The organism is Propionibacterium cyclohexanicum, assembly GCF_900111365.1.
Taxonomy (GTDB): domain Bacteria; phylum Actinomycetota; class Actinomycetes; order Propionibacteriales; family Propionibacteriaceae; genus Propionibacterium; species Propionibacterium cyclohexanicum.
In genome coordinates this window covers 27,901-51,684 of record NZ_FOGZ01000018.1, presented here as the reverse complement: position 1 = coordinate 51,684, position 23,784 = coordinate 27,901, and the positions used below count along the sequence as shown (strand labels likewise).

Sequence of the window (23,784 nt, the reverse complement as noted above, 5' to 3'; positions counted from 1 at the left end):
CACGGTCCGGTGGGACCACCTCACGGGGGCACCCGCAGCCCGCGGCGGCCGTCGTCCGAATGAGAATGTCAGCGCCCTGGCGCGTGGTCGCCGCGACTTCGGCGGGGACGATCCAAGGGGCGGGGCAGGGTCGCGGCGATCCTCGGACCGACCACAATGGAGCCATGCCATTGCATGACACAAGTCGGACAAATGCCGCCATCATCCTTCGTCTGAGCCTGCTGGGACTGCCGCTTCCGAGCGAGGCGGCGGGCAACAAGAACGTCGCTCTCGTCGCACCACTGCTGGCGCGTCAGCGGGAACAGAACCGACGGCTCCAGGAGCGGCTGTGCGCGCCCGACCTGCGCATCCAGAACTTCCTCGACGACTACCTGGCCGACACCCAGGTGCACCCGCAGCTGCCCAAGACCACCCTCGTCCTCGACGAGCCGGGCCTGGCCCGCGGCCTCTCGTTGCCTCTCGATGGTGACGAGTTCCACTCCCCGGTGGTCGACTCCTATCGCCTCGTCAACGGCGTCCTGCACAATCCGAAGAATGACCGGCGCACCACTGCCGGGGTCTTCCACATCGCCACCGGCGGCCTGCCGATCCCCCAGGAGAAGATCGAGGTCGACAAGGAAGTTTTCGCCAAGATCCTGACCCGCGCCTTCGAGGCCCCCGAGGAGGAGACCCTCCTGCCCTTCACCGCGAACCAGCCCAGCCCGGCACACACCTGGGTGTCGCTGCTCATGCGCCCGGTGGTGGTGCCTGCGGTGCCCGGACGCAGCAAGGAACGCAGCTATGAGGTGCGCTTCCTGGCACCCGCCGGCCTGGTCTCCAATCTCGACTTCGTGGAGGGCATCTTCGGCAACGGAGGGGATCCCTACCTGCCCGAGAACGACGCCTCGCTCGACCCGAGCACCTGGACGGGCCATACCGGCTGCGTCGTGCTGGCCCCCCACCTCACCACGATGACCAAGCAGAGCCTTGGCATGCCCAGTTGGGAGGACGCCACCGAACGCCAGCGCCGTGACGGGCAATGCTGGAAGAACCCCTACGAGCTGTACAACGACGGCAAGGCCTTCAAGGTCTGTGCCCGCGATGCCCGCGGGGTCATCGTCACCGTCGTCGCCGACAACTACTTCGGCTATTGCAAGAAGGAAGTCAAGACGCAGATCAGCTACTCGGCCAATCTGCTGGGCTGCGCCGAGGAGGAGCACTCCGGCGGAGCGGTCGTCTATCCGGCGTGGAACCTCAACACGGAGTTCGTGGACCGCACGCCCGAGGGCTACTCCATCGACGAGGTTCTGAAGAACAATCCCGGACGCTTCGAGGTGAAACCTCAGGGCCATGCGGTCGACCGCGAGCACCCCGACATCGTGCTCGTCCCCGAGGGTGCCCGCTACTCGATGCGTGAGCAGGAGATCAGCTGGCAGCGCGAGGGCGTCGAGCAGACCATCAAGCTGCTCACCGACAAGCAGTACCTCTCGCCCGACGGCTACCGGGTCTTCGGCAAGCACCGCGAGCTGGATGCCAGCCAGTGGCATCTGGTGGGTGTCTCGCCGGTACCGACCCAGTGCCACAAGCCCGCCACCGTCTCGGGCGGCGGCAAGAGCGAGATCAGCAAGTCGATCGCCGACGCCTTCGAGTTCGGCAACGCGTACACCGCCGATTTCGACTCCGACATGGACAAGGTCCAGGAACTGCTCGACCGCGACTACTCCCAGCGTTTCGCCGACCCCGCCGAGAACGGCGTGGACCACCGGCCGATCCTGTCCACCGAGCGTTCGCTCGGCTCGGTCATCAAGCTGCTCACCCGCTCGAGCCGGTTCACCGCCGAGCACAATGCCTTCCTCGATTCGATCCCCGCGACGGTCAAGGAACTGCTGTTCATCGTGAAGCGCTACTACGAGCCCGAGTGGGGTGAGGACTGGCGCTCGCACTTCACGGTGGGCATCATGAACGGCCGGCACGGCAACATGGTCCGGCTCGACGGGCAGAAGATCATCGTCAACATGTTGCGTGTCGGATTCCGGCCCGACGGCTCTTGGCGGCTGTTCAGCCTGCGTCCCGACTACTCCCCCGCGGTCAAGGTGCAAAGCGAGGACGACATCACCGCGAGCACCGTGAGCCCGCCGTGGGACGATCCCTCGGGCACGCCGCGCAAGTACGTGACCAATTGCGAGCACCTGCTCTTCCAGCGTCCCGACGACGCAAAGATCCGCGGCTACGACAAGCAGACGGAGCTGGACATGTCCAGCGGCACGGACACCTTCATCTCCAATTTCGAGCCGCTCACCCACGCCCAGGCGCGCGATCTGCTCACCGACGTGCAGGCGTTCAGCGAGTTCACTGCGCCGGTGCAGGAACTCATCCGCAGCGCAGCCCGGATGCCCGACGAGGAATCGCCCCGCTACTGGGTGTGCTCGGCTGACTCGCGGCATCTGCCCGACGGCACGAAGAGCAAGAACCCTCGCTATCTGCAGGTGCGTCCTACCGACGCCCATCCTGAGCTCACTGCGGTGGCCGAGGTGGCGAGCAAATTGCAGCGCAAGCTGCCGCTGGGCAAGCCGGCTCCCCAGCCGGTGGACATCGTGGCAGCCGGGCGCCGCAACAATCCGCCGGAGGGCAAGATCCCGGCGCTGTGCGCCTACAACCCCCTGCACTACATGGAGTTGCCCGAGCTGTTCATGGAGTTCATCAGCTCGATGACCGGCAAGTCGCCCAGCACCACGGGCGCCGGCTCGGAAGGCGCCCTGACCAAGGGGCCGTTCAATGCGCTGCCGGCGGCGATCGACCTCAACAATGCGCTGCTGAGCTATGTGCTCACCGGCTACGACGGCTGGCTGAGCTCAGCGGGCGTCATCGGCCCCAAGGTACGCGTGGATCACGACATCTCGATGCTGGTGCCCGAGGTGTTCAGCCATATGGGCCCCGAAGAGCGCGACGCCCGCACACTCATCCGCGAGGGCTACCTGGATCGGATCGAGGATTTCGAGTTCGACGGGCGTCCGGTGCTGGCGAGCCGGCTGGGCTACCGGATCAATGAGCGTTTCGTCACGCACTACTTCGGCCGTATCTTCTTGCACCCCGATGTGGTCTTCACCGAGGAGATGCTGCGGCCCGAGGTGCAGGACGAGCAGGTCTTCGTGGACTCGGTCGACGTCATCGTCAAGACCCATCAGCGGGTGGCCCAGATGTACTTCGACGACGGCACGATCTCGCTGGCCTGCCCCCCGCTCAAGGCGCTGCTGGAGATCATGGCCCACGGCCGGTCCGCCGAGGGCTGGACCTTGGGCAGTCCGCAGTTCCGGGAACTGTTCACCCGCGAATCGGTGCTCGCCTCGCCGTGGTACGCGGCGCGGCTGGACGCCAAGCAGGCCGAGGACATCCGCCAGGCCTCCGAGGGAGTGGAGCGGCTCAGGGAATACATCGAGCGCCCCGGTGACGCGGCGGTGTCCACTCGGCTGGCGCTGCGCGCGCGGCTCACCGAGCTGGAGGCCGAGCTGGAGGCCGACCGTTCCGAGAGCTACCGCCAGTCGCTGGTGGGCACGATCGGCCGCCAGGTGGCATTCGGCTGATGAACCAAGGGCCTGCCGAGGCGGATGCCCCGGCAGGCCCGGTGGTCGCCGCCCGCTGGATCAGCGGCCGGCGACTGCTGTCATGAGGGGGCTGAGCCCGGCGGCGCGACCGGGCGCGCCCGGATCACCGCAGTCGGCCAGCCAGTTCGCGAGCATCTGGTAGCCGCCCTGGGTCATCACCGATTCGGGGTGGAACTGGACAGCCTCCACCGGCAGGCTGCGATGGCGGACCGCCATGATGACCCCCTCGGCAGTGCGGGCCGACACCTCAAGCACCTCGGGAACGGTGTCCGGCTCCAGCACCAGGGAGTGATAGCGCGTTGCCACGAGCGGATTGGGCAGCGCGGCGAAGACACCGCGGCCGTCATGGGTCACCTCGCTGAGCTTGCCGTGGCGGATCTGCGGGGCCGGTCCGACCACTGCGCCGAAGGCCACGCCGATGGCCTGCAGACCCAGGCAGACACCGAAGACCGGCAGCTGCGGTCCGGCGGTTCGGGCAAGCTCGATGCAGGCTCCGGAGTCCTCGGGCGTGCCGGGGCCCGGCGACAGGAGCACGCCGTCGTAGCCGCTTCGCCATTCGCCGGACCGCAACCGCGGGTCGTCGTTGCGCCAGACCTCGACCTGGGCGCCGAGCTGGGCCAGGTACTGCACGAGGTTGTAGACGAACGAGTCGTAGTTGTCGACGACGAGGATCCGGCTCATGGCAGACAGGCTACCCGCGAGCGGCGCAGCCCGGACCGTCTAGTCTTGGAGGGACGGCCCCCGTCGCAGTCCAGCGCGTCAGCGGGCGCGCCCGCCACAGATCACACGAGGAGCACCAGCACCGTGCCGGAGTCAAAGGTTCGCAAGAAGGCCGCCGACAAGAAGACCGTCAAGCGCAAGGCTCACGAGAACGTCAAGCGCAAGAGGAATGTCTCCGTGCTCGCGGACCGTGGCTGGGTTCCCTATGTTTTCGTACCGCTGGGCCTGCTCGGGGTCGTCTGGCTGGTGGTCTTCTACATCGCCGGGAATGATCTTGCACTGATGTCCGCACTCGGCAACTGGAATTTCCTCATCGGGCTGGGCCTCATCGCGGCGAGCTTCTTCGTCGCGACCCTGTGGAAGTAGCCGGAGCAGGCGGCGCACCGGGAACCGCCCGATGCACCGGGCACGCCCTCGCCATATCGCTCAGTAGGCCATGGCCAGGGCCGGGTCACTCACCAGTGCAGCCAGATCCACGAGGAACCGCGAGGCCACCGCACCGTCGATGAGGCGGTGGTCGAAGGCTAGTGACATGGTGGTCACCCAGCGTGGCACGATCGTCTCGTCGTCCCCGCTCCCCACCACCCAGGGACGTCGCGCAATGGCCCCCATGGCGAGGATTGCCGACTCGGGCCCGTTGATGATCGGAGTACCCGCCTCCAGGCCCAGACCGCCCACATTGGTGATGGTGAAGGTGCCGTTGCGATAGTCGCTCGGCTGCAGGGTGCCGCTCTTGGCCACATCGACCAGCCGGGTCAGCTCCTCGGCCATGCTCACCAGATCCCGGTCCTGGGCCTGCTGGAGCACCGGCACCATGAGTCCGCGGGGGGTGTCGGCGGCGATCCCGATGTTCACATCGTGGTGGAGCACGATCCGGTCGGCGTCGGGGGCCCACGAGGCGTTGAGCATCGGATTGTGGCGCATCGCCAGGCACACCGCCTTGCACCAGATGAGCAGCGGGGTGACATGGAGGCCTTGGAACTCCCGGCGGGCGCGCAGCCTGGTGACCAGTGCCTTCGTCTCGCTGACATCGCAGGTGATGAAGGTCGTGGTGTGCACCTTCGCGCGCCGGGAGGCCACCACATTGCGGGCTGTGACGCGACGCACGGTGTCCACCGCAATGTACTCGTCGCCGCGGGGCTGCCCCGGAGCGCTGCGCCTGCTCACGTCATGGCTGCGGCGACGGCGCGGCGTGGCACCCCCCACCAGCTTCTCATCGGCGGCCCCGTAGCCGACGAGCAGCGGGCGCACGCTCTCCTGGTCGTCGCGGGCGGTGGGCTCGGGCAGTTCCGGCGACACGAGGGTCTCCCCCACCATGCCGCCGGCCAGGGCCTCGGCAAGCTCGGGGGGGATCTGGCCGGCATCATCGTCCAGCTGTCTATCCGGGACACCTGCTGCGGGGGCTGCTTGCGGCGCGACGGCGGCTTCGGTGCCGTCGTCGATGAAGACGATCGGCCTGCCCACCTGCACTGTGGTGCCCGGGGCCACGTGAATCGCGGTGACGACTCCCTCGAAGGGGGAGGGCAGCTCTACGACGGACTTCGCCGTCTCGACATCGAGCAGCGGATCGTTGACCTTGACGTGATCGCCGAGACCGACATGCCATTCGACGACATCGGCCTCGGTGAGACCCTCACCGGCATCGGGCATCAGGTATTCGGGCATCGGGGCTCCTCAAAGGACGGCAGTACGCGGGGGCAAGGGTGCAGGACCGGCATGGGCGGCTGTTGATCAGTAGGAGAAGGAGGCATCGACGGCATCGAGAACGCGCTCCACGGTAGGCAGATAGTGCATCTCGCTGCGGGCCGGCGGATAGACGGTGTCCCAGCCCGCGACGCGCAGCACGGGTGCCGCGAGCTCCGCGAAGAACTCCTCGTCGAGCCGGGCGGCCAGCTCGGCGCCAGGCCCCAGGGTGCGGTGCGCCTCGTGCACGACGATTGCCCGGTGGGTGCGGTGCACGGAGCGGCGGATGGTCGCCATGTCGAAGGGCGCCAGGCTTCGCAGATCGATGACCTCGAGCTCGCGTCCCTCTGCGGCGGCCGACTTGGCGGCGTCCAGGCAGGTCTGGACCATCGGCCCGTAGCACAGCACGGTGAGATCATCGCCCCGGCGCACCGTGCGGGCCTCCTGCATCGCCAGGTCGGGTGCGGCAAGGTCCACATCGCCCTTCGCGTAGTAGCGGCGCTTGGGCTCGAAGAAGATGACCGGGTCCAGACAGGCGATCGCCTGGCGGATCAGCCAGTAGGCATCATGGGGGGTGGCGCAGGAGACCACCTGGAGCCCCGGGGTGTGGACGAAATAGCTCTCCGGCGACTCGGAGTGGTGCTCGGCGGCTCCGATGCCACCACCGAACGGAATCCTGATCACCACTGGCAGGCTCACCCGCCCGTGGGTGCGGGAGCGATAGCGGGCGAGCTGATTGACGATCTGGTCGAAGGCGGGGAAGACGAATCCGTCGAACTGGATCTCCACCACGGGGCGATAGCCGCGCAGCGCAAGCCCGATGGCGGCCCCGACGATCCCGGCCTCAGCGAGCGGCGTGTCGATGACGCGGTCCGGCCCGAAGTCCTCGCGCAGCCCCTCGGTGATCCGGAAGACCCCGCCCAGCGCGCCGATGTCCTCGCCCATGAGCACCACCTTCGGATCGTCGTCCATGGACGCGCGCAGGCCGGCATTGAGGGCCTTGGCAAGGGTGAGGGTGGTCATGCCCGGTCTCCTTCGCTCGGGGGGGTGGCGATCCAGCCGAGGGTTTCGGCACGCTGCTCGAGCAGGTCGAGGCCGGGGTGGGCCACGACATTGTCGAAGACCTCCTCGACGGGGGTGTCAGGCAGTTCGTGGCAGGTCGTGCGGATCTGGGCGCCGAAGTCGTCGAGCTCGGCATCCATCACATCCAGCCAGCCCTGGTCGATGATCTGGCGGCGCAGGAGGAGTTTCTGCAGGCGGTCGATGGGATCCTTGGCCCGCCACTGCTCGGTGAGCTCGGCCGGGCGGTACTTCGTCGGATCGTCGCTCGTGGTGTGCGGACCCATCCGGTAGGTGAGCGCCTCGACGAGCACCGGACCCTTCCCGGACCGAGCGTGCTCGAAGGCCCAGCCGAGCACCGCCTGGCTGGCCAATGGGTCGTTGCCGTCGACCCTGATGCCAGGAATGCCGAAGCCGAATGCCCGCTGGTAGAGCGGGATGGGGGCCTGTACGGCCGTCGGCTCGCTGATTGCCCACTGGTTGTTGACGCAGCAGAAGACCACCGGTGCCCGGTAGGCCGCCGCGAAGACCAGCGCCTCACTCGTGTCGCCCTGACTGGACGCGCCGTCTCCGTAGCAGACGAACGAGACGGCGTCGTTCGCCCTGTCGTCGGGATGATGTGCCTTGTCGTAGGCGATTCCCATGGCATATCCGACGGCATGGAGGGGATGGGAACCGATGATGAGCGAGTAGGGCGCCAGCTGGAGCGTGGCGCTGTCCCAGCGTGACAGTCCCGAGCCGCGCCACAGCGCGAGGAGTTCGGGCAGGCCGACCCCTCTGGCCAGGGCCAGCAGTTGGTCGCGATAGGTGGCGAAGACCATGTCCTGCGGTGTCAAGACTGCTGCAGCGCCGGCTTGGTAGCCCTCCTGGCCCATCATCGGCGGCCACAGCCCCAGCTCGCCATGGCGCTGCAGCGCGGCTCCCTCGATGTCGAGACGGCGTCCCCGGCGCATCTGGCGCAGCATCGTGACGAGTTGCTCGTCGCTGCCCTCCCAGCGGAATTGCGGATGCTCGACGAGCCGGCCATCCGGGGTGAGCAGCTGGATGGGCTGCGTCGGATCATCGGAGTCCATGGGGATCCTTCGTACGATGAAGAGCCAAGTTACCGAATAGTAAGTTACCCGACCGTAGCCTTCACTCGCAATCAGTTCTTCCCGAACCCTGCCCGAGATCGGGCAAGCCCTCCGACCGGGCCGAAGGCCTGCGCCGGGGCCCCTCCGGGTGGGCCCCGAACCCGTCTGGTCTGCGCCCGAGCCCAGCGCGATTCGGGGCAGTCCTTGCCTGGCTGCCCCGAACGCCACACACTGGCCCCATGAGCGCGCCGAACAGGACCATCGCATGACAGCCAGTCCAGCACCCGAACAGCTCCCCGAGCCAGCACAGTTCTGGGAGCACGCCTATTCCGATTCCACGAGGGTGTGGAGCGGTCGGCCGAACGAGTCCTTGGTCTTCGCGGCCTCGCCGCTGCGCCCGGGACGGGCGCTCGACCTGGCCTGCGGCGAAGGGGCCGACGCGATCTGGCTGGCCCGGCGCGGCTGGACGGTGACCGGCGTGGACATCTCGCCTTCTGCCACGCGGCGGGCGCGCAAGGGCGCCGAGGATGCGGGATTGACACCGGCTCAGTGCCGCTTCATCACCGCTGACCTCTCCCAGTGGTCCGGCGATGGGACCTTCGACCTGGTCAGCTCCTGTTTCATGCATTCCCCGGTGGCGCTGGACCGCACCTCGATCCTGCGCCGGATGGCCCAGCTGGTGGCCCCTGCGGGTCATCTGCTCGTCATCTCGCACGGCGCGATGCCACCGTGGGCGCCGATCGTGCACGGCCATCGCCCGTTCATCCCAGAAGACCAGGTGGCCGAGCTGGCTCTCGACCCGCAGCTGTGGGCGATCACCCTCGACACCAGGCGTCCGCGTCAGGTCACGACGCCAGAGGGCCAGGACTTCATCCTCGAGGACGCGGTGACGGTCTTCCAGCGTCTGTGAACCGCCCCTGGGGCTCACCCCCGCCCTGTGCGGCGGGCCGGGGGGAGGGCGATGCTCAGCCAAGCGGGCGCAGCAGGGGGAAGAGGATCGTCTCGCGGATCCCGGCTCCGGTGAACAGCATGAGGAGCCGGTCGATGCCCAGCCCCAGTCCACCCATCGGGGGGCAGCCCTGCTCCAGTGCGGTGAGGAAGTCCTCGTCGAGCTGCATGGCCTCCGGATCGCCGGCGGCTGCGGCGAGCGACTGCTCGGTGAGGATCTCACGCTGGATCACCGGGTCGACGAGCTCGCTGAAGCCCGTACCGCGCTCCACTCCCCCGATGATGAGATCCCAGGCCTCGATACAGCCGGGCTTGCTCCGGTGGCGCCGGGCCAGCGGCTGGGCGATCTCGGGGAAGTCGCAGACGAAGGTGGGTGCCACCAGCTTCTTCTCGACGAGCGCCTCGAACAGCTCCATGACGAGCTTCTGGTCGATCCAGCCCTCGTCGTAGCCGATGTGGTGGGCGTCGGCGATCGCGCGCAGCCGGGCAAGCGGGGTGACGGGGGTGATCTCCTCGCCCAGCTCCTGGGACAGGCCGTCGTAGACCGGCAGCCAGGTCCACTCGCCGTCCAGGTCTATGCCGCCGTGCTCGGTCTCGATCTGATGGCGGCCCAGCGCGTCGGCCACCGCCATGATGATCGACTTGAGGGTATCGGCGATGGTGAACTGGTCGCCCCAGCTCTGATAGGCCTCGAGCATGGTGAACTCGGGGGAGTGCGAGGAGTCGACGCCCTCATTGCGGAAGACCCGGCCGATCTCGTAGACCCGGTCGGCCCCGCCGACCATGACGCGCTTGAGGTGCAGTTCCAGCGCGATGCGCAGGTACATGTCGATGTCGAAGGCATTGAGGTGGGTCGTGAAAGGTCGCGCTGCCGCGCCGCCGTGCTGGGATTGCAGGATGGGCGTCTCGACCTCGAGATAGCCCTGCTCGCCGAGGCTGCGACGGATGGTGGCGGTGATCTCGGCGCGCTCGCGCACGATCTCGCGAGCCTGGGGACGCACGATGAGGTCGCTGTAGCGCTGACGGACCCGCGATTCCTCGGAGAGCTCCCTGTGGAGGGTCGGCAGCGGGCGCAGCGCCTTGCTGGCCAGCCGCCACTGCTGGGCCAGCACCGACAGCTCGCCCCGCTTGGACGCGATGACACGCCCGCGCACCCACACGAAGTCGCCCAGATCGATGTCGTTCTTCCAGGCCGCCAGCGCGTCCTCGCCGATCTCGGCACGGCTCAGCATGATCTGCAATCGTTCCGCGTCGTGATCGGGGCTGAAGCCGTCCTGGAGGGTCGCAAAGCACAGCCGACCTGAGTTGCGGATGAACATCACCCGCCCGCCGATCGTCACGACATCCTGGGTCTCCTCGCCTGCTGCCAGATCTGGCCACCCGGCCCGCACCTGGGACAGCGTGTGGTCACGCCGCAGGTCGACCGGATAGGCCTGCTTGCCCTCGTCCAGATAGCGTGCCCGCTTCTCCGAACGGATTCGGAACTGCTCGGGCAGGTCCTGCTCTGCGCTGGAGGGCTGCCTGGGGGACTGCTGGGGATGGCGCTGGCTCACCCGCCGATCCTATCGTGGGCCCGCCACGGGGCAGTCCGCTGCGCTGTCGAGCCGGCAGGCCATCACCTGCTCGCCGGCCTCGGCGCACCGACGAGGGACATCCTCGCGAACCAGACCGGGCGAAACCAGGGCGGGTGCCGATCCGACGTCCCTGGTTCCCGGGCTGGCCAGGCCGATCGGTGGAGCAGAATGAGCACGGAGGTGCGAAATGATCACCGTGGACGCCACCACGCCATTGCGACTGCGCGGCACACGATTCAGCCCTGCCCGGCCAGCGGTCATGGCCATCGTCAACCGGACCCCCGACAGCTTCTACTCCCCGGCCCGCTTCGCCTGCGTGGACGAGGCCTTGTCGCGCATCGACGCGGTGGTGGCCGAGGGTGCCGACATCATCGACATCGGCGGGGTGCGGGCCGGTCAGCAGGGCCCCTCGGTGAGCACGGACGAGGAGATCGCCCGGGTCCGCCCGGTGCTCGCCCAGGCCCGGCTGCGCCATCCCCGGATGCTGTTCAGCCTCGACACCTGGCGCCACGAGGTGGCCGAGGCCTGCGAGGGCCTCATCGACCTGGTCAACGACACCTGGCAGGGCGCCGATCCCCAGCTCGTGCACACCGCAGCCCGCCAAGGCGCCGGCTATGTCGTCTCGCACACCGGCGGGCTGGCGCCGCGCACCGATCCGGTGCACGTGCACTACGGGGACGACTCCGATCAGGCGGTGCTGGCCGCCGTGCGCGAGAGTCTGCGCCACGACGCCCAGCGAGCCATGGATGCCGGGCTGGATCCCGAACAGATCCTGCTCGACCCGACCCTGGATTTCGGCAAGAACACCGAGCACTCGCTGTGCCTGGTGCGCCAGGCAGGCCAGCTCAGCACGCTCGGTTTTCCCCTCATGATGGCCATGAGCCGCAAGGATTTCATCGGCGAGACCCTCGACCTGCCCGCCTCTGAGCGTCTCGAGGGCGGCCTGGCCGCCACCGCGATCGCGGCCTGGCTGGGCACGGCCCTGTTCCGCACGCACGACGTCGTGGCCACCCGGCGGGTGGTGGACATGGTGGCGTCCATCCGTGGGGACCGCTCGCCCCTGGTGCGCCGACGGGGCGTGTAAGCCTCCCGGCTGCCACCCGCACCCTGTGCGGCCCGCTTGCGCAGGCGCTACGGTCACCGCCATGGCTTCCTTCGACCCGCTGGATCTGGCCGGTGTCAGAGAACGCGCCTGCGCCGCAAAACATGCCCTAGGGCCCGGGCCACGGCTGCCCATCGTCGCCGAGGGCCTCGTGCCCGGTGGGCGCCCGGTGCGGCTGCGGCTGCTGAGCGCCAGCTCCCACCCGCGCGGCCTGCTCGTCTACCTCCACGGCGGCGGATGGGTGATGTACTCCATCGACGAGTACGACCGGCTGGCGCGTCACCTGGCCGATGTCAGCGGCTGGGCAGTGGTCATGGTGGACTATCCCCTCGCCCCCGAGCAGCGCTACCCGGCAGCACTGGAGCGTTGCTGGGCCGCGCTGCGCTTCCTCGGTAGCCGCGAGGCGATTGCCTGGTTCGACACGAGCGGAATCACTGCTCCACCCCGCATCGTGGTGGCCGGGGACTCGGCGGGCGGGAACCTGGCGGCAGCCTGCGCGCTGCGCGCCCGCGACGCCGGCGCTCCGCCGCTGGTGGGACAGCTGCTCGTCTACCCGGTGCTCGACCACGATCTGAACCGCCCCAGCTACTTCCGGGCCACCCACCCCGAGGACATCTCCCGCGAGGAGCTGAGGGTCTGCTGGGATCTCTACTGCCCCGACCCGCGCCGGCGGCTGGAGACCGGCGCCTCACCGCTGCGCGCCGCCACCCTGGCCGGACTGCCGCCGACGCGGCTCATCACCGCCGACGGCGACGTGCTCAACGATGAGATCGCCGAGTACGGGCGTCGGCTGCGCGCGACCGGAATCGCGGTGAGCACCGCCCATGTGCACGGCCTCGGCCATGGCTGCCTCAGCGCATGGAAGGAGAGCCCCGAGGTGGAGTCAGTGGTCACCGACACCGTCGCCTGGTTGGAGCAGCTGGCACGCACTGCAGCTGACCGCCCACGATGAACCGGGCCAGCCGACCACTGCTCGGCCGGAGAAGATAACGATCCGGTGACAACGCTGGATGTCGGCACATCGGAGGTGCCAGGATGAACTCACAACCCACTCGCATGAGCGGTGATGAGCTTTCCTCCACCGGATCGTCCCGGCACAATGCGCACACATCGGGATGACCGAGAACAGCCCCGCGCGGAGGTCGTCACAGCGAGGTGACGGCCACCCGGCGCGGGGCTGTTGCATGCCGGTCGGCCCAACGGCATCTGCATGCCGGTCGGCCCAGCGGGGATCGCGAGGACCCGACCGATCCCGATGGCTTGCGGGCCCGACGAGTGGCAGGTCCGGTGGCTCGCGGGCCTCGCGAATGGCGGGCCCGATGGGCTCGCGGGCCGAGAATCCACCGGCCAGGGACTCGCGCCGCGTGAGCATGTGGTGGCACGATGGCGAATAGGCGTCGCCAACTTGAATGAGTGAGCGCTCACTCAGTACGCTTGTCACTCGTGACACGCGCAGCACCTCTGCCCGCCGATGAACGGCGGAGAACCATCATCGACGCCACCCGGCCCCTGCTGGTGGCGCACGGCGCCGGTTTCACCACCAGACAGGTGGCCGAGGCAGCCGGAATCGCCGAAGGGACCATCTTCCGCGTCTTCGACTCCAAGCAGGATCTGCTGGACGCCGTCATCGACGACGTCCTCGATCCCATGCCCATGGTGCACGCGATCCGGCAGTTCCCCCCGGACCCCGATCTGGAGTCGCGGGTCATCCGGATCCTCACCCTGCTCCATACCAACATCGCTGGAGTCGCCGCCCTCTTCGCGGCCCTCCACGCCATGCCCTCCCCCGACATCGTCCCTCACCGGCACGGTCCCAAGGGACCGATGCCCGCTCGGCTCACTGCCCTGCAGTCCGCCGTTGAGGACGCCCTGGCCCCTTGGTCCGCGCACCTGAGGACCGAGGTGCGGACCGCCGCGGCCTTCATCCGCTCGGTCGCGATGGCCACCTATCACCCCATGTTCAGCGACCACATCACCATCGAACCCGAGGGTGTCGCGACATTGCTCGTCCATGGTCTCGAGAAAGAAGAGTCATGCTGTTGAAACTCCTGGGCCGCTACATTGGGCCCTACCGATGGCACCTCGTGGCGGTGGTGCTGGTGCAGATCGTCGCCTCGCTGGCCTCGCTCGCGCTGCCCACCTACAACGCCAAGATCATCGATCAAGGTGTCGCCCAGGGCGACACGAACTACATCTGGCGCACCGGCGGGCTCATGCTCGTCATCGCGCTTGCCCAAGTGCTCGCCCAGATCGTTGCCGCCTATCTCGGCGCCCGGACGGCGATGGGCATCGGCCGCGATGTCCGCGCGTCGCTCTTCGACACCGTGCTCGGCTACTCGAGCCAGGAGGTCAACAAGTTCGGCGCCCCGAGCCTCATCACCCGCAATACCAATGACGTCCAGCAGGTGCAGCAATTGCTGCTCATGACCTGCATCTTCATCCTCGGTGCGCCCATCACCATGGCCGGTGCCATTGTCATGGCCCTGCGCGAGGACGCCGGGCTTGCCTGGCTCATCGTCGCCGCCATGGTCGCGCTGGGGCTCGGGGTCGGCTTCATCGCCACCCGGATGAGCCCGCTGTTCGCGCAGAACCAGACCCGGATCGACACGATCAATCGCGTCTTGCGCGAGCAGATCACCGGAATCCGGGTGATCCGCGCCTTCGTCCGCGAGGACAGCGAGCGCAAGCGCTTCAACATCGCCAACCTCGACCTCACCCGGCTCGGCATCAAGATCGGCACCCTCTTCGCGCTGTTGTTCCCCCTCGTCATGCTCATCATGAACGTCTCCACTGCCGGTGTGTGGTGGTTCGGAGGGCTGCGCGTCGACAACGGCAACATCCAGGTGGGCCAGCTGACCGCCTTCATGACCTACCTCACCCAGGTGCTCATGAGCGTCATGATGGCCACCATGATGGCGCTTCTCGTGCCGCGCGCCGAGATCTGCGCCGGGCGCATCATGGACGTGCTCACGACGAAGTCCACGGTGGGACCGGTCGACGACCCGGTCGGCGCCCTGCCGCCCGGCGGGCTGCTTCGCCTCGACAGCGTGGAATTCAGCTACCCCGGGGCCGAGGAACCGGTGCTGCACGACATCTCGCTGGAGCTGACCCCCGGGACGACCACGGCCGTGATCGGTGCCACCGGCTCGGGCAAGACGACTCTGGTCAACCTCATCCCGCGGCTGTTCGACGTGACCGGCGGGCGGATCACCCTCAACGGCACAGACATCCGCCAGCTCGACATGGACCTGCTGTGGAGCAAGGTCGGGCTGGTCCCCCAGAAGCCCTATCTGTTCAGCGGCACCGTCGCGTCCAATCTGCGCTACGGCAAGCCGGACGCCACCGACGAGCAGCTGTGGGAGGCCCTGCGGACCGCACAGGCCGCCGACTTCGTCGAGAAGATGGACGGCCAGCTCGAGGCGCCTATCTCCCAGGGCGGCACCAACGTCTCGGGGGGCCAGCGCCAGCGGCTGTCCATCGCGCGTGCCCTCGTGAAGAAACCCCAGGTCTACGTCTTCGACGACGCATTCAGCGCGCTCGACGTGGCCACCGATGCGCGACTGCGCAGCGCGCTGGCCAAAGAGACCGGTGACTCGGCAGTGCTCATCGTCGCCCAGCGTGTCTCGACGATCCGCAATGCCGACCAGATCATCGTGCTCGACGCCGGCCGCATCGTCGGACGCGGCACCCATTCCGAACTGCTGGAAAGTTGCGAGACCTACCGCGAAATCGTGGACTCCCAGATGACCGCACAGGAGGCGGCATGAGCACCCAGACGGGCCAGAAGGCCAAGGCGTCCAACGAGCGCCCCGAGTATTCCGCCTCGGTGACCAAGCAGCATGGCCCCGGGATGGGCAACAGTGCCACCGAGAAGGCCGTGAACTTCGGCCCCTCGCTGCGCCGGCTGCTCGCAGAGCTCGGCCCCAACAAGGTCCTGCTCGGCGTCGTCGTGGTCATGGGCGTCGCCAGCGTGGCACTGAGCGTCTACCTGCCCAGGCTGCTCGGCAAGGCTGCGAACGTGGTCTTCGCCGGGTTCATCAGCAAGCACCTGCCCGCCGGGACGACGATCGACCAGGTCATTGCCGGGCTGCGGGCCCAGGGCAAGAGCGACCAGGCGTCGATGTTGTCGGGAATGAGCCTCATCCCCGGTCAAGGCATCGATTTCTCCCGACTGGGAGGCATCCTGAGCTGGGCCGTCGGCCTGGCTGTGCTCTCCGCGCTGCTCAGCTTCCTCCAGGCATATCTGCTCAACAAGGTGGTGCAGTGGGCGATCTACCGGCTGCGCGAGAAGGTCAGCATCAAGATCGACTCCCTGCCGCTGAGCTATTTCGACAGCCAGCCGCGCGGTGAGCTTCTCAGCCGCGTCACCAACGACATCGACAACATCTCCCAGACCCTCCAGCAGACTCTCTCGCAGATGCTGAACTCGGCCCTCCAGCTGGTCGGCGTCCTCATCATGATGTTCACCGTGAGCCCGCTGCTGGGGGGCGTCACCCTGCTCATTGTGCCGTTCTCGCTGGCAGTCTCGCTCATCATCGGCAAGCAGGCCCAGAAGCGGTTCGTGGACATGTGGACGGCCACCGGCGAGCTCAATGGTCAGGTCGAAGAGGCCTTCAGCGGGCATGCCCTCGTCAAGGTGTTCGGGCGCCGGCGCGAGGTGGAGGCCGAGTTCAAGAGGACCAACGACAAGCTGCTCCGCTCCTCCTTCGGAGCTCAGGCGATCAGCGCCCTCATCATGCCGGTGAACTTCTTCATCGGGAACCTCAACTATGTGGCCGTCGCAGTCATCGGCGGGCTGCGGGTGGCCAGCGGGCAGATGCAGATCGGCGACGTCACCGCGTTCATCCAGTACTCCCGGATGTTCACCCAGCCGATCACCCAGCTGGCCTCCATGACCAATCTTCTCCAGTCCGGGGTGGCGAGTGCCGAGCGGGTCTTCGAGGTGCTCGACGCCACGGAGCAGACCCCGGAGGCCACCGGCACCCTCGATCTACCCGTCAAGGGACATGTGCGCTTCGAGAAGGTGGGCTTCAGCTACTCCCCCGACGAGCCGCTCATCGAGGACCTCTCGATCGAGGCCAGGCCCGGTCAGCAGATCGCCATCGTCGGGCCGACCGGTGCCGGGAAGACCACCCTGGTCAATCTGCTCGAACGCTTCTACGACGTCCAGGACGGCCGGATCACCGTCGACGGCGTCGACGTGGCGGGCGTCCCGCGCGGCGCGCTTCGCAGCCAGCTGGGCATGGTGCTCCAGGACACCTGGCTGTTCGGGGGAACCATCCACGACAACATCGCCTACGGCAAGGCCGACGCCACCGAGGAGGAGGTGCACGCCGCGGCGAAGGCGGCCTATGTGGATCGCTTCGTGCGCATGCTGCCCCAGGGTTACCAGACGGTGATCGACGACGAGGGCTCGAACGTCTCGGCCGGCGAAAAGCAGTTGCTCACCATCGCCAGGGCGTTCATCGCCGATCCGGCGATCCTCATCCTCGACGAGGCCACCAGCTCGGTCGACACCCGCACCGAGGTGCTCGTCCAGCAGGCGATGAACCGGCTTCGGGTGGGGCGGACGAGCTTCGTCATCGCGCACCGGCTGTCCACCATCCGCAACGCGGATCTCATCCTCGTGATGGAGCACGGCGCGATCGTCGAGCAGGGCACCCACGAGGAGCTCATCGCCGCCCGGGGCGCCTACTGGCGGCTCTACCAGGCACAGTTCAAGGCCGGCCGGGAGGAGGCGGTGGCCTGAGCTGGCGTCTTCTCGGCCCCGGACCTGGCGGGCGTCACCATGCTCGGTGACGCCCGCCAGGTCTTTCGCCCTCCGCAGAGTCCCCGACCGAAGCGAGCCGATCCCAGCATCGCGGATCGACGCCCGGGCGCGCCGATGGGCACGATGAGCTCATGAGAATGTGGTCGCTCCACCCGCAGTATCTGGATCGTCAGGGCCTGCTCGGCTGCTGGCGCGAATCCCTGCTGGCGCAGGCAGTGCTGGCCGGCCGCACGAAGGGCTACCGCGCTCACCCGCAGCTCCAGCGCTTCTCGGCCCAGGCAGAGCCGCTGGTTGCCCTCGCGGCCTATCTCGCCGGCCTGGCCGACGAGGGGGACCGCCGGGGATACCATCTCGATCGCACCCGCATCATCGAGTCACCGCCTGGCTCGGTCGGGTTCATGACCGTCACGCGCGAACAGCTGCTCTTCGAGGCAGGCCACCTGCGGGCCAAGCTCATCGAGCGCAGCCCCGGCGCGGCAGCCGCATTCGCGGGGCTCGACGAACACCAGATCGAGCCTCATCCATCGTTCCGGATCGTCGAGGGGCCGATCGCCCCCTGGGAGCGCGCCGCCGGCTAGAACGTGACGGACATCCCGCCGTCCACGTCGATGGTCTGCCCGGTGATGAACGAGCCGGCATCGGAGGCCAGTGCCACGACGACCCCAGCCAGTTCCTCGGGACGCCCCCAGCGTCCCAGCATCGTGCGCCGGACCAGCCAGTCGCGCCACTTCGGGTCCTCCACCAGCTCGCGATTGGCCGGCGTGGCGATGCATCCGGGCGCGATCGCATTGACGGTGATGCCGTGCGGTCCCAGATCGGCCGCCATCGCCCGGGTCAGCCCCTCCAGCCCAGACTTCGCGGCGCTGTAGGCAACATCACCGCGCTTTCCCAGATGCCCGACCACCGAGGAGATGTTGATGATCCGGCCCTGGCATCCGCGGGCCACCATCTGCCGGGAGACGGCGGCACTGATGCCGTAGATGCTCACCAGATCGAGCTCGACGACCACCCGAAACTCATTGGTGGCCATCTCGCCGGTGCCCCGGCGGTCCCGTGCGCCGATCGTGTTCACCAAGATGTCGGTTCGCTCGCCGACCGCGGAGAGCATCTGTTCACTGACACCCGGCTGTGCCATGTCGGCCACGAAGGGGTCGGCATCGATGCCCTCGTCCTGCAACTTCTCCACGGCCACCGCCACAGTCTCGGCGTGACGTCCGTTGAGGATGACACTCGCGCCCGCCCGGCCGAGAGCCTGCGCCACCACCAGGCCGATGCCGCGCACCGAGCCTGTCACCAGCGCCGTGCGGCCTGCCAGTGAGAAAAGATCCCGTCCGTCCCCTGTCACCACGATCGCCTGCCTCTCCCGAGATACCGCGGCCCGACGCCGCTCACCGGAGCAGCAGCGCCGGACGCCATGCCGGATCTGGCTGCTGGTCAGACCCCGTAGCGCCGCTTGGCCTTCTCCAGGGCTGACACATAGCCAGAACGCTCGTAGTCGGTCACCGATGCCGTCTTCGGCACGGCCAGCATGCCACGGGCAGCCGTCAAGGTGAGTTGCTCACGGTTGAGATAGCTGCGCAGTCCCTTGATGAGCTCGGCGGCATAGGACGCGCCGTGGCGCACCAGCGCCGAGGTGGTCATCACCACATCGGCGCCGGCCAGGATGCCCTTCACGACGTCTCGGTAGCCCTCGACACCACCCGAGGCCGCCAGCGATGCGCTCACGCGGCCGTTCAGCGCAGCGATCCAGGTGCGCGGCAGGCGTCCCTCCTCGGGATTCGACAGCTCGAAGCCCGAGACCACCTCCTGCCGGTTGATGTCGATGTCGGGCTGCAGGAAGCGATTGAACAGCACGAGGCCGTCGGCCCCGGCAAGGTCGAGGCGAGTGGCGAACGCGCCGAAGTTGCTGAAATAGGGCGAGAGCTTGATCGACACCGGAATGCTCACGACACTCTTCACGGCAGCCAGCAGATCGAGATGGCGCTGCTCGATCTGGGCCCCGCTGAGGGTGAAATCACCGGGCAGCAGATAGGTGTTCAGCTCGATCGCCGACGCCCCGGCGTCCTGCAGGCTTCGGGCGGTCTCGGTCCAGTTCCCCAGCCGGGTACCGTTCAGGCTCGCGATGAGCGGGATCTCCAGGGACTTCGCGCACTTCTCCAGGAGATCGAGGTACTGGCTGGTCTCGCTGTTGGCCGTGCTCGGCTCGGTGGGGAAATAGCTCAGCGCTTCGGCGAAGCTGTTCGCATGTGCCTCGACGACACGGACCCGCTGTTCCTGGTCGTAGCGCACCTGCTCCTCGAACAGCGAGTACATCACCACGGCGCCGACACCGGCGTCCTCCAGCCGCTTCACGGATTCGACGGACTGGCTCAGTGGCCCGGCCGAGGCCACGAGCGGGGTACGCAGGGTGAGCCCCAGATAGCTGGTGGTGAGGTCGACCCCGACCGAGGTGTCCACCTGGGCATTCACCTGGTTGGGTGCCATGAGCAGGTCGGTGGCGTTGTTGCCTGCCACTGACTTCGCGGCGGCAGAGGCGGCCGCCGCCATGAGGGCCTCGTTGTCGATGATGGGCATCTCAGGCCTCCTTGCGGGCGTCGGCGGCGAACATCTCGGCAGGCCTGGAGGCCATCTCCTCGTAATCGGCCCAGCGCCGGTTCACCTGCTCCTGGCCCAGCTGGATGAGACGTTCGGCCTCCTGCGGGTCCTTCGCGGCGAGCATCTTGAAGCGGAGCTCTGTCTTGCGGTATTCGCCCAGCGGGAGCCGGGGACGCTGCGAGTCGAGCAGGAAGGGGTTCCCGCCGGCGTTGCGCACCTCGGGGTTGTAGCGCATGAGCGGCCAGTGTCCCGAGGCCACCGCCTTGTACTGCTGGTCCAGGCCCTTGCGCAGGTTGTAGCCGTGACTGATGCAGTGGCTGTAGGCGATGATGATGCTCGGCCCGTCGTAGGCCTCCGCCTCGCGGAATGCCTTGAGCGTCTGCTCCGGATCGGCTCCGAAGGCCACCTGCGCAACGTAGACGTTTCCGTAGGAGACGGCCTGCATGGCCAGGTCCTTCGATCCGGTGGTCTTGCCGGCGGTGGCGAACTTCGCGACTGCACCCATCGGGGTGGCCTTGGAACTCTGGCCGCCGGTGTTCGAGTACACCTCGGTGTCGAGCACGAGCACGTTGATATTGCGCCCGGTGGACAGCACATGGTCCAGGCCACCCGAGCCGATGTCGTAGGCCCATCCGTCGCCGCCGACAATCCACACCGAGCGGCGCAGCAGGTTGTCCACCACCGAGCTCAGATCCTCAAGTTTCGCCCGCAGCCCGCCCTCCAGCGCGGGCTGCGCAATCAGCTCGGCGATCCGGGCGCGCAGCTCGTCGACGCGCACTGCCTGGGCGTGCAGCTCGGATTCCTGTGCCTGGGGAGCATTGAGCAGCGCCTCCACAAGCTGGGGGCGATCGATGAGCTCCTCCAGCTCGGTGAGGCGCTGGCGGGCCAGCGCAAGGTGAAGATCGGCAGCCAGGCGCATGCCCAAGCCGAATTCGGCATTGTCCTCGAACAGCGAGTTGCTCCACGCAGGACCGCGTCCCTCGGCATTCTTCGCCCAGGGAGTGGTGGGCAGATTGCCGCCGTAGATGGACGAGCAGCCGGTGGCATTGGCGACCTGCGCACGCTCGCCGAACAGCTGCGTGAGCAGCTTGAGATAGGGCGTCTCGCCGCAGCCCGGGCAGGCTCCGCTGAACTCGAACAGCGGTTCGAGGAACTGCGTGCCGCGCACCGAACCGTAGTTCACGCGGGTGCGGTCCGGATGCGGCAGCGAGGTGAAGAACTCGACGTTGGCGCGCTCCTTGCTGCGGTCGAGCACGCTGTCGAGGTTGATCGCCTTGCGTTGCGGCTGACCGATGGGATGCACCGGGCACGCCTCGACGCACAGCCCGCAGCCGGTGCAGTCCTCGGCGAAGACCTGCAGCGTGTAGCGCTCGTTGGGCAGTCCGGCGGCGTTGAGCGGCACCGACTCGAAACTGTCCGGGGCTCCCTCGAGTGCCTCGGGCTTGTAGTACTTGGCGCGCAGCACGCCATGCGGGCAGACGAACGAGCAGTTGCCGCACTGGATGCAGGCCTCGGCGTCCCAGACCGCGATGATCTCGGAGATATTGCGCTTCTCGAACTTCGTCGTGCCCGAGGGGAAGGAGCCATCGGCGGGGATCTTGCTCACCGGCAGGGACTCGCCCTGCTCGGTCATCATGGCGGCGGTGACGTCCTTGACGAAGTCGGGCGCCCACTCGGGTACAGGCTGGGAGTAGCCACGCTGGGAGGTGACCGCAGCCGGCACCTCGATGCGGTGCAGGTGCTCCAGGGCCGCATCGACGGCCGCATGATTCTTACGGACGATCTCCATGGACTTCTTGGCATAGGTCGTCGTGATCGACTCCTTGATCCGGTCGATCGCCCGGTCCTCGGGCAGCACGCCGCTGATCGTGAAGTAGCAGGTCTGCAAGACGGTATTGGTCCGGTTCCCGAGGCCGACCTCACGCGCCACAGAGCCGGCGTCGATGGCATACAACGCCAGATCGAGGTCGATCACCTTGCGCTGCATCGGAGCGGGCAACCTGTCCCAGACCTCGTCGGCGGGATAGGGGGAGTTGATGAGCACCGTCGTGCCGCGCCGGGCGAAGGCCAAGACATCGATGCGCTCCAGATCGGCCCAGTGGTGGACACCGATGAAGCCGGCCTGGCTCACCAGATAGGGCGCCTTGATCGGATCGGGCCCGAAGCGCAGGTGGGAGGTGGTGAGGCCGCCGGACTTCTTCGAGTCGTAGACGAAGTAGCCCTGCGCGAAGATGCCCGGCTCGTGACCGAGGATCTTGATGGTGTTCTTGTTCGCGCCCACCGTGCCGTCGGAGCCGATGCCGTAGAAGACGGCCCGCTGCGTGGCGGGGTCCTCCAGGTCGATGCTCGGGTCATAGCTCAGCGAGAGATTCGTCACATCGTCGTTGATGCCCACGGTGAAGCGCCGCTTGGGCCGCTCCCGGGTCAGCTCGTCATAGACGGCGACGCACATGCCGGGCGTGAACTCCTTGCTCGACAAGCCGTACCGTCCGCCGATGATGGTGGGCAGGGTGTCGCGGGCCCCGGTGCTGTAGGCCTCGGACAGCGTGGACATGACATCGAGGAACAGCGGCTCGCCGTTCGAACCCGGCTCCTTGGTGCGGTCCAGGACCGCGATCTTGCGCACGCTGGCCGGGATGGCGGCCAGCAGCTGCTCGGCCGGGAAGGGCCGATAGAGGCGTACGACGACGAGCCCGACCTTCTGGCCCTCGGCGTTGAGCGCCGCGACCGTCTGCTGGGCGGTCTCGGCGCCCGAGCCCATGATCACGACCACCCGCTCGGCGTCCGGGGCACCGTGATAGTCCACGAGGTGGTACTGACGTCCGGTCATCTGGGCGAACTCGTCCATGGTGGACTGCACGATGGCAGGGACCGCCTCGTAGTACTTGTTGCCCGCCTCGCGGCCCTGGAAGTAGACGTCGGGGTTCTGCGCGGTGCCGCGGATGAAGGGATGCTCGGGGCTCAGTGCCCGCTCGCGGTGTTCGCGGACCAGCTCGTCGGGAACCATCTGGCGAAGCTCGTCATCGGTGAGCTGGATGCAGGTGTTGAGTTCGTGGCTCGTGCGGAAGCCGTCGAAGAAGTGCATGAAGGGCACCCGGGCCCGCAGGGTGGCCACCTGGGCGATGAGCGCATTGTCATGGCACTGCTGGACGCCGGTGGAGCACAGCATCGCGAACCCGGTCTGGCGGCAGGCCATCACGTCCTGGTGGTCGCCGAAGATCGACAGGCCCTGGGTGGCCAGCGAGCGTGCCGCGACGTGCATGACGGTGCTCGTGAGCTCGCCGGCGATCTTGTACATATTCGGGATCATGAGGAGCAGGCCCTGCGAGGCAGTGAAGGTGGTGGACAGCGCGCCGCCCTGCAGTGCACCGTGCAGGGCACCGGCAGCACCGGCCTCGGACTGCATCTCGATCACATGGGGTACCTGGCCCCAGATATTGGGCCGGGCCTTGGCGCTCCACTCGTCGGCGAGTTCGGCCATCGGCGAGCTGGGGGTGATCGGGTAGATCGAGCACAGCTCGTTGATCCGGAAGGCGACGTCGGAGGCGGCGGTGTTGCCGTCGCAGATCATCTGATGGGCCAGGTCGGCCTCCCGGCGAGCAGAGGCCTGCGCGGGGGCATCGTCGTGGACGGCCCCGGCCTCGCGAGTTCCGGTCTGCGATCCGCGAAGGGACCCAGC

At 67.7% G+C, this 23,784-nt stretch carries 17 protein-coding genes; 9 read left to right on the top strand and 8 right to left on the bottom strand.

Going from position 1 to position 23,784, the window contains the following annotated elements:
• The first annotated feature begins 164 nt into the window (after positions 1–164).
• On the top strand, positions 165–3,560 hold the full coding sequence (locus tag BMX93_RS09095; protein ID WP_091970315.1) for a PPi-type phosphoenolpyruvate carboxykinase family protein: 3,396 nt from the start codon (positions 165–167) through the stop codon (positions 3,558–3,560).
• 60 nt (positions 3,561–3,620) lie between these two features.
• Here BMX93_RS09095 and BMX93_RS09090 read toward each other — a convergent pair whose 3' ends face one another.
• Complete coding sequence (locus BMX93_RS09090) at positions 3,621–4,262, bottom strand: aminodeoxychorismate/anthranilate synthase component II (RefSeq protein ID WP_091970281.1); 642 nt, start codon at positions 4,260–4,262, stop codon at positions 3,621–3,623.
• Positions 4,263–4,385: 123 nt separating this feature from the next.
• Here BMX93_RS09090 and BMX93_RS09085 point away from each other — a divergent pair, with 123 nt between their 5' ends.
• The gene (locus BMX93_RS09085) at positions 4,386–4,667 is read left to right on the top strand and encodes a cell division protein CrgA (RefSeq protein ID WP_091970279.1); all 282 of its coding nucleotides are present in this window, start codon (positions 4,386–4,388) and stop codon (positions 4,665–4,667) included.
• 60 nt (positions 4,668–4,727) lie between these two features.
• Here the strand turns inward: BMX93_RS09085 and BMX93_RS09080 are convergent, their stop codons facing one another.
• The 3 genes from BMX93_RS09080 to BMX93_RS09070 form a co-directional block, all read right to left on the bottom strand.
• Positions 4,728–5,966, bottom strand: coding sequence for a dihydrolipoamide acetyltransferase family protein (locus tag BMX93_RS09080; RefSeq protein ID WP_091970277.1), 1,239 nt, complete (start codon positions 5,964–5,966; stop codon positions 4,728–4,730).
• Positions 5,967–6,032: 66 nt separating this feature from the next.
• Complete coding sequence (locus BMX93_RS09075) at positions 6,033–7,007, bottom strand: alpha-ketoacid dehydrogenase subunit beta (protein ID WP_091970275.1); 975 nt, start codon at positions 7,005–7,007, stop codon at positions 6,033–6,035.
• Entirely contained in the window at positions 7,004–8,116 is a 1,113-nt protein-coding gene (locus BMX93_RS09070) for a thiamine pyrophosphate-dependent dehydrogenase E1 component subunit alpha (protein WP_091970273.1), read from the bottom strand. Before BMX93_RS09070 ends, BMX93_RS09075 begins: the two co-directional genes overlap by 4 nt.
• A gap of 265 nt (positions 8,117–8,381) precedes the next feature.
• Here BMX93_RS09070 and BMX93_RS09065 point away from each other — a divergent pair, with 265 nt between their 5' ends.
• On the top strand, positions 8,382–9,026 hold the full coding sequence (locus BMX93_RS09065) for an SAM-dependent methyltransferase (protein ID WP_091970271.1): 645 nt from the start codon (positions 8,382–8,384) through the stop codon (positions 9,024–9,026).
• Between the two features lie 55 nt (positions 9,027–9,081).
• Here the strand turns inward: BMX93_RS09065 and lysS are convergent, their stop codons facing one another.
• Positions 9,082–10,560 carry a lysine--tRNA ligase gene (gene lysS, locus BMX93_RS09060; RefSeq protein ID WP_091970313.1) on the bottom strand — a complete coding sequence of 493 codons (1,479 nt, stop codon included), beginning with the start codon at positions 10,558–10,560 and terminating at the stop codon, positions 9,082–9,084.
• Between the two features lie 265 nt (positions 10,561–10,825).
• Here lysS and folP point away from each other — a divergent pair, with 265 nt between their 5' ends.
• From folP to BMX93_RS09030, 6 genes are all read left to right on the top strand, one after another.
• A complete protein-coding gene (gene folP, locus BMX93_RS09055) occupies positions 10,826–11,722 on the top strand; it encodes a dihydropteroate synthase (RefSeq protein WP_091970269.1) in 897 nt (298 codons plus the stop codon).
• A gap of 61 nt (positions 11,723–11,783) precedes the next feature.
• Positions 11,784–12,692 (top strand): alpha/beta hydrolase, encoded by a 909-nt coding sequence (locus BMX93_RS09050; protein WP_091970267.1) that lies wholly within the window; start codon positions 11,784–11,786, stop codon positions 12,690–12,692.
• 491 nt (positions 12,693–13,183) lie between these two features.
• On the top strand, positions 13,184–13,783 hold the full coding sequence (locus tag BMX93_RS09045) for a TetR/AcrR family transcriptional regulator (protein ID WP_177170160.1): 600 nt from the start codon (positions 13,184–13,186) through the stop codon (positions 13,781–13,783).
• On the top strand, positions 13,774–15,507 hold the full coding sequence (locus BMX93_RS09040) for an ABC transporter ATP-binding protein (protein WP_091970265.1): 1,734 nt from the start codon (positions 13,774–13,776) through the stop codon (positions 15,505–15,507). The genes BMX93_RS09045 and BMX93_RS09040 overlap by 10 nt, the downstream gene beginning before the upstream one ends.
• The gene (locus BMX93_RS09035) at positions 15,504–17,489 is read left to right on the top strand and encodes an ABC transporter ATP-binding protein (RefSeq protein WP_091970263.1); all 1,986 of its coding nucleotides are present in this window, start codon (positions 15,504–15,506) and stop codon (positions 17,487–17,489) included. The genes BMX93_RS09040 and BMX93_RS09035 overlap by 4 nt, the downstream gene beginning before the upstream one ends.
• A 152-nt stretch (positions 17,490–17,641) precedes the next feature.
• Complete coding sequence (locus tag BMX93_RS09030; RefSeq protein WP_091970261.1) at positions 17,642–18,088, top strand: pyrimidine dimer DNA glycosylase/endonuclease V; 447 nt, start codon at positions 17,642–17,644, stop codon at positions 18,086–18,088.
• Here the strand turns inward: BMX93_RS09030 and BMX93_RS09025 are convergent.
• The 3 genes from BMX93_RS09025 to nifJ all read right to left on the bottom strand — a co-directional run bounded on the left by BMX93_RS09025 (position 18,085) and on the right by nifJ (position 23,676).
• On the bottom strand, positions 18,085–18,858 hold the full coding sequence (locus tag BMX93_RS09025; protein ID WP_245725807.1) for an SDR family oxidoreductase: 774 nt from the start codon (positions 18,856–18,858) through the stop codon (positions 18,085–18,087). The two genes, BMX93_RS09030 and BMX93_RS09025, sit on opposite strands and share 4 nt — an antisense overlap.
• A gap of 86 nt (positions 18,859–18,944) precedes the next feature.
• Complete coding sequence (locus BMX93_RS09020; RefSeq protein ID WP_245725811.1) at positions 18,945–19,994, bottom strand: dihydroorotate dehydrogenase-like protein; 1,050 nt, start codon at positions 19,992–19,994, stop codon at positions 18,945–18,947.
• Positions 19,995–20,085: 91 nt separating this feature from the next.
• The gene (gene nifJ / locus BMX93_RS09015; protein WP_091970306.1) at positions 20,086–23,676 is read right to left on the bottom strand and encodes a pyruvate:ferredoxin (flavodoxin) oxidoreductase; all 3,591 of its coding nucleotides are present in this window, start codon (positions 23,674–23,676) and stop codon (positions 20,086–20,088) included.
• Positions 23,677–23,784: the final 108 nt, after the last annotated feature.